General features: G+C 37.6%; 13 protein-coding genes and 1 rRNA gene. 6 read left to right on the forward strand and 8 right to left on the reverse strand.

From position 1 onward, the window contains the following. Positions 1-2: 2 nt before the first annotated feature. Together BUA72_RS23840 and uvrB are read left to right on the forward strand one after the other, a co-directional pair. Positions 3-1,775 carry a M56 family metallopeptidase gene (locus BUA72_RS23840; protein WP_072925778.1) on the forward strand — a complete coding sequence of 591 codons (1,773 nt, stop codon included), beginning with the start codon at positions 3-5 and terminating at the stop codon, positions 1,773-1,775. Between the two features lie 152 nt (positions 1,776-1,927). Next, positions 1,928-3,919 carry an excinuclease ABC subunit UvrB gene (gene uvrB, locus BUA72_RS23845; protein WP_047452806.1) on the forward strand — a complete coding sequence of 664 codons (1,992 nt, stop codon included), beginning with the start codon at positions 1,928-1,930 and terminating at the stop codon, positions 3,917-3,919. A gap of 79 nt (positions 3,920-3,998) precedes the next feature. Here uvrB and BUA72_RS23850 read toward each other — a convergent pair whose 3' ends face one another. From BUA72_RS23850 to BUA72_RS23865, 4 genes are all read right to left on the reverse strand, one after another. Further along, positions 3,999-4,226 carry a DUF3820 family protein gene (locus tag BUA72_RS23850; RefSeq protein WP_072925780.1) on the reverse strand — a complete coding sequence of 76 codons (228 nt, stop codon included), beginning with the start codon at positions 4,224-4,226 and terminating at the stop codon, positions 3,999-4,001. Between the two features lies 1 nt (position 4,227). Next, entirely contained in the window at positions 4,228-5,319 is a 1,092-nt protein-coding gene (locus tag BUA72_RS23855; protein ID WP_072925783.1) for an AI-2E family transporter, read from the reverse strand. Positions 5,320-5,325: 6 nt separating this feature from the next. Next, entirely contained in the window at positions 5,326-6,063 is a 738-nt protein-coding gene (locus tag BUA72_RS23860) for a beta-carotene 15,15'-monooxygenase (RefSeq protein ID WP_034726827.1), read from the reverse strand. Positions 6,064-6,135: 72 nt separating this feature from the next. Continuing rightward, positions 6,136-6,858, reverse strand: coding sequence for a DUF2189 domain-containing protein (locus BUA72_RS23865; protein ID WP_072925784.1), 723 nt, complete (start codon positions 6,856-6,858; stop codon positions 6,136-6,138). Between the two features lie 47 nt (positions 6,859-6,905). Between BUA72_RS23865 and BUA72_RS23870 the strand changes: the two genes are divergently transcribed. Next, entirely contained in the window at positions 6,906-7,883 is a 978-nt protein-coding gene (locus BUA72_RS23870; protein ID WP_072925787.1) for an aminodeoxychorismate synthase component I, read from the forward strand. Then, complete coding sequence (locus BUA72_RS23875; RefSeq protein ID WP_047452811.1) at positions 7,867-8,493, forward strand: aminotransferase class IV; 627 nt, start codon at positions 7,867-7,869, stop codon at positions 8,491-8,493. Before BUA72_RS23870 ends, BUA72_RS23875 begins: the two co-directional genes overlap by 17 nt. Here BUA72_RS23875 and menD read toward each other — a convergent pair. Beyond that, on the reverse strand, positions 8,490-10,166 hold the full coding sequence (gene menD / locus BUA72_RS23880; protein ID WP_047452812.1) for a 2-succinyl-5-enolpyruvyl-6-hydroxy-3-cyclohexene-1-carboxylic-acid synthase: 1,677 nt from the start codon (positions 10,164-10,166) through the stop codon (positions 8,490-8,492). The genes BUA72_RS23875 and menD overlap by 4 nt on opposite strands. An 84-nt stretch (positions 10,167-10,250) precedes the next feature. On the opposite strand from menD, the gene BUA72_RS23885 reads away from it, so the two are divergent. Next, a complete protein-coding gene (locus BUA72_RS23885; RefSeq protein ID WP_072925790.1) occupies positions 10,251-11,201 on the forward strand; it encodes an isopenicillin N synthase family dioxygenase in 951 nt (316 codons plus the stop codon). 98 nt (positions 11,202-11,299) lie between these two features. Here the strand turns inward: BUA72_RS23885 and BUA72_RS24290 are convergent, their stop codons facing one another. Then, the gene (locus tag BUA72_RS24290) at positions 11,300-11,488 is read right to left on the reverse strand and encodes a bacteriocin-like protein (RefSeq protein WP_139259674.1); all 189 of its coding nucleotides are present in this window, start codon (positions 11,486-11,488) and stop codon (positions 11,300-11,302) included. Between the two features lie 176 nt (positions 11,489-11,664). Then, complete coding sequence (locus BUA72_RS23890) at positions 11,665-11,937, reverse strand: bacteriocin-like protein (RefSeq protein ID WP_072925792.1); 273 nt, start codon at positions 11,935-11,937, stop codon at positions 11,665-11,667. A 264-nt stretch (positions 11,938-12,201) separates the two neighbouring features. Between BUA72_RS23890 and BUA72_RS24585 the strand changes: the two genes are divergently transcribed. Beyond that, entirely contained in the window at positions 12,202-12,363 is a 162-nt protein-coding gene (locus BUA72_RS24585) for a bacteriocin-like protein (RefSeq protein ID WP_165571882.1), read from the forward strand. A gap of 659 nt (positions 12,364-13,022) precedes the next feature. On the opposite strand, the gene rrf is transcribed toward BUA72_RS24585, so the two are convergent. After that, a 5S ribosomal RNA gene (gene rrf, locus BUA72_RS23895) occupies positions 13,023-13,130 on the reverse strand. Positions 13,131-13,186 lie beyond the last annotated feature (56 nt).

A 13,186-nucleotide genomic window follows, 5' to 3' on the forward strand; every position in this document is an offset into this window, starting at 1 on the left:
AAATGCTGACCATTATTCTAAAAATCATTCTGTGTTCTTCCGTATTCATTGCTGTTTATTATCTCTTTTTGGAAAGGGAGAAGATGTATCGGTTCAACAGGTTCTACTTACTGTCTTCCCTGGTTCTTTCTTACGTGATTCCGTTTATAACAATCACAGTACAGCAGCCAAGACCTGAGAATAAGCCTGAGATCATCTTTGAAGAAACGGCCCAGCAGATCATATACACTCAACCTGTGCAGGCAAGTTTTGACTGGATGAATGTATTATGGATGGTCTACGGAGCTGTCACACTCTTCTTCCTGATAAAAAGTATCCTGTCCATCCGGGCTGTTAAAAAATTGCAAGGGGAAAAACATATGTATCAGAATCACAGGGTGATCATAACGAAAGAAAATCTTGCGCCTTTCAGCTTTTGGAATACGATTTATTTAGGCGAAGATTATATAAAAGATAATACAATCGATCCTAGAATCTTTCTTCATGAGAAGAGTCATCTGGATCAGAAGCACAGTATCGATCTTATCTTAATGGATCTCTTAAAGATTTTTACATGGTTCAATCCGGTTTTATTTCTTTATAAAAAAGCAATTATGACCAACCATGAATTTCTGGCAGATGAAGCTGTTCTGAAAAGCAGATACAACGTAAAAGACTATCAAAGCTTAATCCTTGAGGAGATTATAGCCGGACAAAGTTTGCACCTAACCCATTCATTTAATTTTAACAACACCAAAAAACGATTTATTATGATGACCGCAAAAAAATCAAAATTCATTGTATTGAAAAAAGCAGCCGGCCTTACAGCCCTTGTTGCAGCTGCAGCTTTATTTGCAGAACGAACGTATGTTATTGAGCCTGTTTTGGCAACAGAAACTCAAAAAGTAAGCAGTATATCAACAGGCCATTCATCGACAACGGATCCTTATAAGGAGTTCAGGAGTATTTTAAGTAAATATTCCGATCTTTTAAACAGTGGAAAATATGCAGAATTCTCTAAAAAGATCTCTGAAAGTGATAAGAAAAGACTGGAAGAGCTTTACCCACAACTGACCGATGTACAAAAAGGGGAACAGAAAATCACATTCTTCAAAACTCCTGACTTAATAAAAAGAGTTCCTACTGAAAATGAACTGAAATCATTCCTGGATAAAAGCAATTATGCGGTGTGGATTGATTCTAAAAAGATAGATAACAGCAGCCTGAACAACTACAAAACATCTGACTTTGCCAGTATTATTATCAGTGGAGTTGGTAAGAATGCAAGAACAGCAAAAAATCCTCAGCCTTATCAGGTGAGTTTAATGACTCATGATTATTTCGAGAAAAAGAAGGAAGAAAAACCTCATACGGCCATGGGAATTAAAAAGGAAAGTATCAAAGAGATTACAGATGCTATTCCTCTTAAAGAAACAACTCAGACAGATAACAATGAAGGTAAAAACACAAATATCAACACCAACATCAACCAAAATACTACTGAAGCAGAATATCCGGGTGGAAAAGCCGCTTTAAGAAAAAAAATAGGTATAACAGTAGACACCAGTCTGTTCAGTTCTAAAAATGGAACACTCAGCTCAACGGTTTACATTCACATTGACGAAAACGGAAAAGGAACAAAGGTAACAGGATCAGGAAATAATGAGGTGTTTACCAACGAAATCATAAAGACCGCCGAGCTCATCAACAATGAAACGGTATGGAAGCCCGCCACTAAAGACGGAAAAGCAGTAGCCTCCATCTACAAACTGCCGGCAACCATGACTTTTCAGTAAAATCAATTCATAAGAGCGCTACTATTTCAGCGCTCTTTTTATTTTGTATACATTCCAAAAAGGTGAAAATTTTACTAACAAAATATTCATCTTCAAATACTTTATGAAGGCTAAAAATTTCTTTCGTATTTTTGTTGTATACATCATTTCCTATGAACTTTAATCTTCAATCAGAATATAAACCTACCGGCGACCAGCCACAAGCTATTGAAAAACTTACCAAAGGAATAGAAATTGGTGAGAAGTATCAAACCCTGCTGGGTGTAACAGGGTCCGGGAAAACTTTTACCGTTGCCAATCTTGTGCAAAATGTGCAAAGACCAACGATTGTCATGGCTCACAACAAGACATTGGCCGCACAGCTTTTCATGGAATTTAAAGAATTTTTTCCTGATAATGCCGTAGAATATTTTGTAAGTTATTACGACTATTACCAACCGGAAGCATACATTGCCACCACCGGAACCTATATCGAAAAAGATCTGAGCATCAACGAAGAGGTTGAGAAACTGCGTCTTTCCGCCATTGCAAGTTTACTGTCCGGAAGACGGGACGTTTTAATTGTTGCCTCCGTATCCTGTATTTATGGGGTAGGAAACCCTGCAGAGTTTCACAAGTCATTGATATCAATTTCTACCGGAGAGAAGGTAACGAGAACCGCTTTTCTTCACTCTTTAGTTAATGCTTTGTATTCAAGAACCTTAAGTGACTTTCAAAGAGGTACATTCCGGGTAAAGGGAGATGTGATAGATGTATTTCCTGCCTATGCAGATAATGCGGTCAGGATTCAGTTTTATGGTGATGAGATTGAAAAAATTCAGAGTTTTGATCCGGTTTCGGGAAATGTAACGGCTAATTTTGACCAAATTCAGATCTATCCTGCTAACCTTTTCGTTACGTCAAAAGAAACATTGAACGGCGCCATAAAAAATATTCAGGATGACATGGTAAAGCAGGTAGATTTCTTTAGCGAAATAGGAAAACCTTTGGAAGCTAAGAGATTACAAGAAAGAACCGAGCTTGATCTGGAAATGATCAAAGAGCTGGGATATTGCTCCGGAATTGAAAATTATTCACGTTACTTAGACGGCAGACTTCCCGGCTCAAGACCGTTCTGTTTATTGGATTATTTTCCGAAAGATTATTTGATGATTATTGATGAAAGCCATGTTACAGTCCCTCAGGTACATGCGATGTATGGTGGCGATAGAAGCCGAAAAGAAGCTTTGGTAGAATATGGATTCCGACTTCCTGCTGCAATGGATAACAGACCATTGAAATTTGAAGAATATGAATCTATTCAAAATCAGGTCATTTATGTTTCTGCAACGCCAGCTGATTATGAACTGGAGAAAACCGGCGGAGAGTATATAGAACAGATTATCCGTCCGACAGGTCTTCTGGATCCTGTCATTGAGGTGAGACCCAGCTTAAACCAGATCGATGATTTGATGGAAGAGATCCGAAAAAGAGCAGATCTAGACGAACGGGTTCTGGTAACGACTCTAACGAAAAAAATGGCTGAGGAGCTGACCAAATATTTTATGAAGTTCGGGATAAGGACGAGATATATCCACTCGGATGTAGAAACACTGGAGCGTATCCAGATTATGCATGATCTGCGTGTGGGTCTTTTCGACGTATTGATTGGGGTCAATTTATTGAGAGAAGGTCTGGATTTACCTGAAGTTTCTTTGGTAGCCATATTAGATGCAGATAAAGAAGGAATGCTCAGAAGCAGAAGATCAATGATTCAGACGGTGGGTCGTGCTGCGAGAAACCTTAACGGGAAAGCTATTTTATATGCTGATAAAATGACAAAATCTATGCAGGCGACGATAGACGAAACAAACTACCGTCGTGAAAAGCAAATCAAATATAACACAGACAATAATAAGGTTCCTACCGCTCTAAATAAAAAGATCTCTGAAAATCTTGTGGGAAGAAGCAAGGATTTCCCTGATCCGAAATATACCCAAAAAGAAATCCTTCAGAAAGCAGCCGAAACCAAAGCTAACTATGGAGATGCAGACATTGAAAAAATGATCGGTGTTAAGCAAAAAGAAATGGAAGCCGCAGCTAAAAATCTTGACTTTATAAAAGCAGCCAAGCTGAGAGATGAGATTGCTGCCTTAAGAGAATAATTTATTTATAAAATAGTTTCGGGGCGGCATCTGCGATGCCGCCCCGAAACTTATATCAATCTTCGGAAAAACTCAGTGTCTATCTTAAAGATGCCCTGATCGGAATCAGAAGCTCCATCAGCCCATTCAGTTTAATTTCATAAACCGTAGCAAGCTGCATTCCCAGTTTCCCTGGAGGCATTCCTTTCCTGTTAAACCATTCAAGATAGCTGACAGGAAGGTCAGCAAGCACTGTTCCCTTGTATTTTCCGAAAGGCATCTTCATGATGCAGATCTCTTTTAATATTTCTGAATTGACTCCTTCCACTTTATACAATTAAATTAACTTTATTTCCCTGATCATTATCTTTATCCGGCAGTTCAAGATCTGGCGGTGTATCTTCATCTGAAAATTCATTTCTGTACACCTGAATAAGCAGTAAGGTAAACGAAATAAGGATGGGTCCGAAAATAAGTCCCATAAAACCAAATAAGTTCATCCCCATGATAATTCCGAATACGGTATTCAGCGGATGGATATTTTCCAGCTTTTTCAGGAGCGTAAAACGAAGCAGATTATCTGTAAGACCTACAACGATCAAACAGTAAGCCGCAAGACCAAGTCCCTGTCCTGTATTCCCTTCCGCAATCATAAAGATACAGACCGGCACATAAACAATAGCCGCTCCTACAACCGGGACCATGGAAGCAGCCGCCGTTAAAGCAAAAAGAAGAACCGCGCTGGGTGCTCCAAAGATGAAGTACCCTATAAGTGCTACAATCCCCTGCCCTAATGCTACTACAGGAATCCCGATGGCATTGGCCATAATCAGTTTTCTAAGTTTTTCGCCGATCAAAGAGATATTCGCTCTTTTCAAAGGTGCAGATGAACTCAGAATTCTCTCAAACAGTCTCGGACTGGCCAGCATAAAATAAAGAATAAAATACATAGACATCACCACCGTAAGGGTATTGAATGTCCCGCTTAGCGCTGATGTGGAAACTCTTCCGGCAGAACTCTTTAGTTTATCCATATTTTCTTTGCTCAGAAAATCGAAATTTGTCTTTGAGTAAACATAGGAATGAATTTTATCCAGAAACACATTGAATTTGGCCATATACGCCTGGGCATTTCCTAATTTCTCGATCAGAAGGTCCGCAATAAAATAGATAGGAAGAATAAGGATGACAAGACTCGCCAGCATCAGCACAAGCACTGCAAGCCAGGGTTTCCACTTTCTCTGTTCCTGCAGGTAGAAATTATATCTTCTGCAGACCACATAAATCGTGATGGCCCCAAGTACCGACGGTATGAATAGCGAAAGGTTAAAGCAGATTAACCCGGCCAAAACCAAAATGATGGCCAGCAGGGCGACCTGTTTTATCGCAACGCTGCTTATCTGTTTATCCTTATTTATCATTTATAATTATTTTTTAAATTCAATCTGTCTTGGCTTTCCTAAAAAAGCACAGTATGCAGAATACATCACAATCATCATGAATGGAGCGGTTACAAGAATACCGATACCACACAGAATAATTCCTGCAAAGGAGATTAGTGCTCCCAATACTGTCACACCAAGAAACGTTCCATAATTTTCTTTTGCAATATTGAAAGACTTTCCTAAAGCTTCAGTTGCTGATGCATTTTCAAATAATAAGATGGGATAACCCAATAAAAGAAATGGATAAACAAAAATAATAGGGAAGAAACACAATGACATCGCAACAGTGGAAATAATCCCTGAAATAACTGCATAGATCAGAATATTCACAAAATTCTGCTTGTATCCAATGAATAGATCAGCAAAATCGATCTGGCTTTTGGTATTGTATTTATTAACAATGTAGATCAAACCTACATACAAAGGAGCCAGCAAAAGCCCCAATAGACCTGATAAGGAAAGATACAATGAAAACCCCGGAACATTCCAGTAGCTGAAGTTAGAGTAATCTCCGCCGGCATCTTTCATTTCCTCCATCATGGAAGCAGAATTGAACCCGGTAAGAAACTGGATCGCAAAACCTGCTATCATGTAAATTACCATCGCTACGATTCCGTAAAGGAAAACTCCTTTAAACATTTCAAAGGAATGCGAAATGATGGATCCCGTATCTCTGTTTGGAACGGACCCCTGTTGGTCAAATTCGTTAAATTCTGACATAGTTTAATATTTAATGATTTTTACCAAAATTAACTTTTTTTGGCAGAAAAACATATTAAACCTTTTTAAAATTTAGCTTTTTTCAGAGAAAACTGTTTTATACAAAGAATAAATCATAGCGTTCCAGAAAGGAAATGTAAACAGACCTCCAATAAAAAATAAGGTGAAACCTATATATTTAAAGAAAACAGCCACGATAGTGCATACCAATATCTCCATAAAATATCTTCTCAAGGCCTGCACACTCAATGAAATAGCTTCAAAAATCCTTTTATTGTTAAAAAACATAAGCGGAGCCACGAAGACTGTGACAAAAACCCAGACAATAGCGAGAATGATCGTCTGAAGGGTGTACACATAAACAAACGACCAGAAAATATAATAACCGATGTATTTGAAGAAATTAAATCCATTGTAGCCTACAAGAAGATCTCCCAATTCCAGCTTTTCATTCAGGTCAATTTTCTTATATATCTGGAAAAAACCAATATTTAATGGATACAGGAAGATAGAAGTCCCCATAATTGCCCACGAGAAATACTGAAATCCTGGCGTGGACTGCATTTTTACAACCTGTGCAGAATAGGCTTCCAAGCCGTCTTTTGCATATTTTGCAGCTTCTGCATATTGTCCTAAAATTCCATACCTCCCATCAAAGAAGAAAAGCACGGTGAAAAAAATTCCAAAATAAAAGATTGAAAATACTAACTGAAAGAAAAGTGTCTTGTTCCAATAGAAAAAAGCCTGCTTCAATATAAAATCTATTCCCGGTTTCTGTGGATATTTACTCTGCATCAAAAAAATTTTACACAAAAGTAATCATCATTAATTATTTTTGCAGGATGTTTTCAATGAATCATCAAAAATTTCTGGAAATGGACGAACTTTCCCTTCAGAAGGTACCGTTCTTTTTCATGATCGATTTCCTTGCGGAAAATGTACAGGTATATAAAGAAAATGAAATTAGTAAATCAGGTTTGTTGATTGATTTTCAAAGCTTTTCGAACTCACAACAGGCGTACGGTCTTAACAAAAAGATTGAATGGAAACCGCTTCCTGAATCTCTGGAAAGTTTTAAATATGGATTTGACAAAGTTCAGAAAAATATTCGCCTCGGAAATTCTTATCTTACCAATTATACCCGAAAAACAGAAATTCAGACGAATTTAAGCCTTGATGAAATTTTTTATCATTCAATTGCGAAGTACAAAGTGTATTCTAAAGATTTTTTTGTATTTTTTTCTCCTGAAACTTTTGTAAAGATTATAGACGGCAAAATTTTAACGTATCCAATGAAAGGCACTATTGATGCGTCCTTGGAAAATGCGGCCGAAGTTTTGAAAAACGATAAAAAAGAAAAGGCAGAGCATTATACAGTCGTTGATCTTTTGAGAAACGATCTCAGTATGGTGGCCAACGATGTGAAAGTGGATCAGTTCCAGCATATAGATCTCATCAGAACGCAGCAGAAAGACCTGTATGCGATGAGTTCTGAAATTTCGGGAACGGTAAAACCTGAATTTGCAGGAAAAATCGGAAGTATCATGAAAAAACTGCTTCCCGCCGGATCTATTCTTGGGGCTCCAAAGCCTAAAACGCTGGAAATAATCTTAGAAGCAGAAGGATACGACAGAGGATATTATACCGGAGTATGTGGCTGGTTTGATGGTGAAAACCTGGACAGTTGCGTCATGATACGCTTTATTGAAAAAGAGGGAGATCAACTTTATTTCAAAAGTGGCGGTGGTATAACACACATGAGCAGGTTAGAAGACGAATATCAGGAAATGAAAAATAAAATCTATGTCCCAATTCATTGAAAGCATAAAAGTAGAAGATAAGGAGATTTTCCTTTTAGATCTACATCAAAAACGTGTCAACCAGACATTTGCCCATTTCGGAAAGGAAGGGTCTATTGATCTGGGGAAGATCTTCAAAAACCTTGAACATGACGAAGACGGCTTGTTTAAGCTGAGACTTTCCTATGATCTTGATAAAAGAATCCGTACCCAGATGATTCCGTACGCCATTCCTGAAATACAGAGCTTCCAGCTGGTGGAAAACAACAGCTTCGACTATTCTTTTAAATTTGAGGACCGTAAGGAACTGGAAAAGATGAAGATGAAATCTAAAGCGGAGGAAATCATTATTGTCAAAAACAATCATATTACCGATACCTCTTTTTCCAACATTCTTTTCCTTAAAGGTAAGGATTGGTTCACGCCGAATACCTATCTTCTGAACGGAGTACAGAGACAGAACCTGTTGAAAAACAAGAAGATAAAAGAAACGGAAATCACCCTTCAGAACATTAAGCAGTTTTCTCATTTCCAACTGATTAATGCCCTGAATGATTTTGATGATATGTTTATTTACCCGATCGACAGAATTAACAATCTGCCGGGGAATGAAGAATATCTGGATCTTTAATTTCCTTTCATGAATTCGAAGTAGGCCTTCTGAACATCTGCGCTGTTTTTCCCGTAAGTATTTACTTCCAGGATTTTCGGCTGCAGATCAGGCTTGAAGAAATTCTCAAGAACTCTGTCCAATGTAGGTTCGTCTTCCACTTTGATGTAAGAGAATCCGAAATGTTTGGCTAAATGTTCAGCATGTTTGCGGTGTTTGGTCGCAATAAATTCATCCAGCGTATTTGGATTGGCATTTCCAGGTCCCGGAATGATCTTAAAGATATTCCCTTCCCCATTATTGAAAATGATGATTCTTACAAATGGCGGAATATATTGGTTCCAAAGTCCGTTGATATCATAGAAAAAACCTAAATCTCCGGTGATAAGCAACGTTGGATTCGCATTCTTAATAGCAAAGCCCATCGCCGTAGAGGTTGAGCCATCTATCCCGCTGGTTCCTCTGTTACAATAGATTTTCCTCTTTCCGAAATCAAACAGCTGTGCATATCTGATCGCTGATGAATTACTGAAATGGATATTATAGTTTTCAGGAATGGTTTGCGAAGCTTTATTAAAGAAATAAAAATCTGAAAACTCAGCTTTATTCAGGAACAATTCGTGTTTCGCATCTTTTTTATCCCTTAAAACATCCCAAAGATTAAAATAAGGTCTCGGTTCAAGATTGATGAACTTCAAGAGTTTGGAAAAGAAAACTTCGGGCTTCACCTCGATCTTCTCCGTCAGAGAAAAATAGGTATCCGGCTGCCATACTTCATCCAGATGCCAGTGCTGTTTCGGGCGTGCATTTCTCAGAAACTGTTTTACTTTTTTGGAAACGACGTTCTGCCCTACAGTGATCAGAAGATCCGGAGCATAGGTCTTGTAATCTTCCTCTGTAAAATTAAAGATATAACGGTCGATATGTCTGAAAAACTTTTCATGATACAGATTGGAATTGGCTTCACTCAATACGACCACAGAATGGTTTTTCACCAGTTGTGTCAATTGATTTTCCAGTTCCGGACTGTAGTCTCTGGTTCCGACCAAAAGCATAATTCTTTGCGAAGTATGCCAGTCTGCAATTAAGTTAGACGGAATCTCGTATTCCTTATGTCTGATCGTTTTTTCAACAGTCGGGAAAGAAGGAAGTTCTGAAACCAAGTCGTACAGTGGTTCTTCTAAAGGAATATTAATATGCACCGGTCCCTGCTTTTCAAAACAGAGCTCGATTGCTTTTTTAATGATGTCAAAATTAATGTCTTCTGCATTCTCCTTACTGTCTTCTATTAGCTGGAAGTCACCGTAAGAATGCTGATGAAAAATATCTTTCTGTCTGATGGTCTGCCCGTCAAAAATATCTACAAAATCTGTAGGTCTGTCGGCCGTCAGGATCAAAAGCGGAACATTCTGGTAAAAAGCTTCAGTCACCGCAGGATAATAATTGGCCACGGCAGAACCGCTTGTACAAGTTATCGCCACAGGTTTTTTCTCACTTATAGCCATTCCTATTCCTACAAAAGCTGCGCTTCTTTCATCTACAATACTATAACAGTTGAAGGCATCAATTTCTGAAAGATGAATCGCCAGAGGTGCATTTCTGGATCCCGGGGAAATGATGACATCTGAAATTCCGTACTGCTGAAGAAGATGGGCAAGTATCTGAATACTTCTCTTAGAAGAATATTTTTTCATACAGCAAATTTAACGGATAAATACCTATTTTAAAATCATTTCAATCAAAAAAAATGTAATTTTGTAATTCGTAAATTTCTAAAAATGGATAAAATACCTAGTGTAGACCTGCGTGATTTCCTTTCGGACAACCCGGAACGCAAACAGAAATTTGTAAATGAAATCGGAAAAGCTTATGAAGAAATTGGTTTTGTAGCCTTAAAAGGCCATTTTCTTGATGACAAACTAGTAGATGAACTCTATGGAGAGGTTAAAAACTTTTTTGACCAGCCTGTAGAAACGAAGCAGAAGTATGAAATTCCAGGAATCGGTGGCCAGAGAGGTTACGTAGGATTCGGTAAAGAAACCGCCAAAGGTTTCAAAAAAGGTGATTTAAAAGAATTTTGGCATTTCGGACAGTATGTATCTGATGATTCAAAGTACAAATCAGAGTATCCGGACAACGTCATCGTTGATGAACTTCCAAAATTCAATGAAGTAGGAAAAGAAGCCTACCAGATGCTTGAAAAAACAGGCCAGTCTGTATTAAGAGCTTTGGCTATCTATCTTGGTCTGGATGAATTTTATTTTGATGATAAAATCGCAGAAGGAAATTCTATTTTGAGACCTATCCACTATCCACCCATCACTCAGGAACCAGATGACGCAGTAAGAGCTGCTGCTCACGGTGACATTAACCTGATTACCCTTTTAATGGGATCTCAGGGGAAAGGCTTACAGGTTCAGAACCACAATGGAGACTGGATCGATGCTATCGCAGAACCGGATGAATTGGTGATCAACGTCGGAGATATGCTGTCAAGACATACCAACAACAAATTGAAATCTACGATTCATAGAGTGGTTAACCCGCCTAGAGAATTATGGGGGACTTCAAGGTACTCAATCCCGTTCTTTATGCATCCCGTAAGCGGAATGTCGCTAAATGCTCTTGAAAACTGTGTTGACGAAAACAATCCTAAGTTATATGAAGATACAACGGCGGGAGAATTTTTACATGAAAGACTTATTGAATTAGGACTTATCAAAAAGTAACATAAAAAAGTCAATAATTGATCTGTATTTTGGTTATCAGCCTGATGTTGATACCTTCAGATTAATTATTGACTTTCATTTTTTATCGTGGAAGCAGGTTAAAAACCAAGCCCGCAAGACATTCTCTCACATGAAAGACTACAGCTGTTAAAACGGTAGCATCCTGTTCCCATACTATTCAGTTCTGCACAGGGATCTTCGAAAGTATCTCTTATTTCAAAACAATTTCTTGATCCTCCACTAATCTCTTTCAGATCTTTTCGATCAATTTTCTTTAGATTCTTCATAGTTATAGTTTGTATTAATTACTGAAGACATCGGAAACCGTTAAAACAGGTTGAAAAGCTATATTCTAACGGTTATTTTAATTTTAGACATCCCAACCATCAAAATAGCTGTAAAGCTGTTTAAAATTGTTCTTATAACTCTCTCTTTTATCTTCAGGTTTCATTACATTTTAAAATTATCCAGTTATACAATAAAACTCCGGACATGGAGTGGTCTGCGTAACAGTTCCCCATGGGCAAATACATGTATAGGTATCACCCCCTTGTCCAGGGCCTCCACCACCAGTTCCAGGATCTACATACGGTACACATCTACCCCCTGAGCAGATATGTCCTGCCGAACATCCTCCAGTTCCTGGTCCTTCGCCTTCAAAACAGAAAGATGGATTTAGATTTCCGGCAGAAATTCTCTTTTGATCTACACGGGAAAGTTTTTTTAAATTTTTCATAGTTCTTTGTTTTTGATGTTTCCTACTCTATAAGCTTTTCGGATATCGCTTTGATTTATCTAAAATTAAATATTTTTAGTTAATAACCAAAGACTTAACTTAATTTATTCACTATATGATGAAATTTTATGCATCAACTTCACATTTATGTTGACTAATATTTATAGTCCCATAAAATTTAATACTAAAACCTACCATATTTTATTTTAGTTAATAATATTTTAATTATATTTACTTTACTATCAAATTTTTAATTAAAACAATATGAAAAATCTAAAAAAACTAGACAAAGGCCAATTAAAAAGCATCTCCGGTGCAGGAGCAATTAAACTTCCTGAACCTGAATTCTGTATGTATTACTGTAACGGTACCGTAGTTTGCGCAACTTGCAGTGATGACTTCAAATGTCCGGACAACACTATGTAAGATTGAAAAATCAGAAAGAATAAGAAAACCGCCCTTTTTAGAGCGGTTTTTTGTTTTATGGAGACTTGATCCATTTATACTGAATAAAACTTCTCATATGACACCGTAATGTCTTAACCAAGTTGAAATAATAAGTTACACAGTAAAGATTAATATGAGAAACACTTACTACCAGGTTATATAGAATCCTTTAAGTTAAAATAATCCAAGGCTATCATTAACTGATAATATAAACTCTCGCAAATTAAACGGATTGAGCAGATACCTTTTAATTGTGAAAAAGAATAGATGGAAAATCCTGAAGTATAGGTTTTGGCTAAAGCCTTTTTGCAATGGTTAGTGGTAAGCGGGCTAAAGCCCGCTCCTATTGAATATAATAGGGTAAATATAGAATCAGTGTATTGGGAACTGTTAGTCTAAGGGTTCGGGAGGATTCAACCAGGATGGATGGTATTGGAATCGTGTTTAGCTATAAGGTATAGATTATAAATGATCACATGGATCACAACGACGTGCTTATTGCTTATTGCTTATTGCTTATTGCTTATTGCTTATTGCTTATTGCCAAGGTAGTTGGTATAGATATGGTTTGGATATTGGTTGATATAGGTATAAAACAAAAAAGTCTCACACATTGCTGTATGAGACTTTTTAATAAAAACTGGCGGCGGCCTACTCTCCCGCTTTCGCAGTACCATCGGCGCTGGTGGGCTTAACTTCTGTGTTCGGAATGGGAACAGGTGAGCCCCACCGCTAAAACCACCCTAAAGAAGGTATATAAGATATCAGAAGATAGATTTCAGATATCAGACTTTAAGTCTGG

The organism is Chryseobacterium sp. OV279 (genome assembly GCF_900128945.1).
Taxonomy (GTDB): Bacteria; Bacteroidota; Bacteroidia; order Flavobacteriales; family Weeksellaceae; genus Chryseobacterium.

Coding starts and splice junctions, on each gene's coding strand:
- BUA72_RS23840 (WP_072925778.1), top strand. CDS start 3: ATGCTGACCATTATTCTAAAAATCATTCTGTGTTCTTCCGTATTCATT.
- uvrB (WP_047452806.1), top strand. CDS start 1,928: ATGAACTTTAATCTTCAATCAGAATATAAACCTACCGGCGACCAGCCA.
- BUA72_RS23855 (WP_072925783.1), bottom strand. CDS start 5,319: ATGATAAATAAGGATAAACAGATAAGCAGCGTTGCGATAAAACAGGTC.
- BUA72_RS23860 (WP_034726827.1), bottom strand. CDS start 6,063: ATGTCAGAATTTAACGAATTTGACCAACAGGGGTCCGTTCCAAACAGA.
- BUA72_RS23865 (WP_072925784.1), bottom strand. CDS start 6,858: ATGCAGAGTAAATATCCACAGAAACCGGGAATAGATTTTATATTGAAG.
- BUA72_RS23870 (WP_072925787.1), top strand. CDS start 6,906: ATGTTTTCAATGAATCATCAAAAATTTCTGGAAATGGACGAACTTTCC.
- BUA72_RS23875 (WP_047452811.1), top strand. CDS start 7,867: ATGTCCCAATTCATTGAAAGCATAAAAGTAGAAGATAAGGAGATTTTC.
- menD (WP_047452812.1), bottom strand. CDS start 10,166: ATGAAAAAATATTCTTCTAAGAGAAGTATTCAGATACTTGCCCATCTT.
- BUA72_RS23885 (WP_072925790.1), top strand. CDS start 10,251: ATGGATAAAATACCTAGTGTAGACCTGCGTGATTTCCTTTCGGACAAC.
- BUA72_RS24290 (WP_139259674.1), bottom strand. CDS start 11,488: ATGAAGAATCTAAAGAAAATTGATCGAAAAGATCTGAAAGAGATTAGT.
- BUA72_RS23890 (WP_072925792.1), bottom strand. CDS start 11,937: ATGAAAAATTTAAAAAAACTTTCCCGTGTAGATCAAAAGAGAATTTCT.
- BUA72_RS24585 (WP_165571882.1), top strand. CDS start 12,202: ATGAAAAATCTAAAAAAACTAGACAAAGGCCAATTAAAAAGCATCTCC.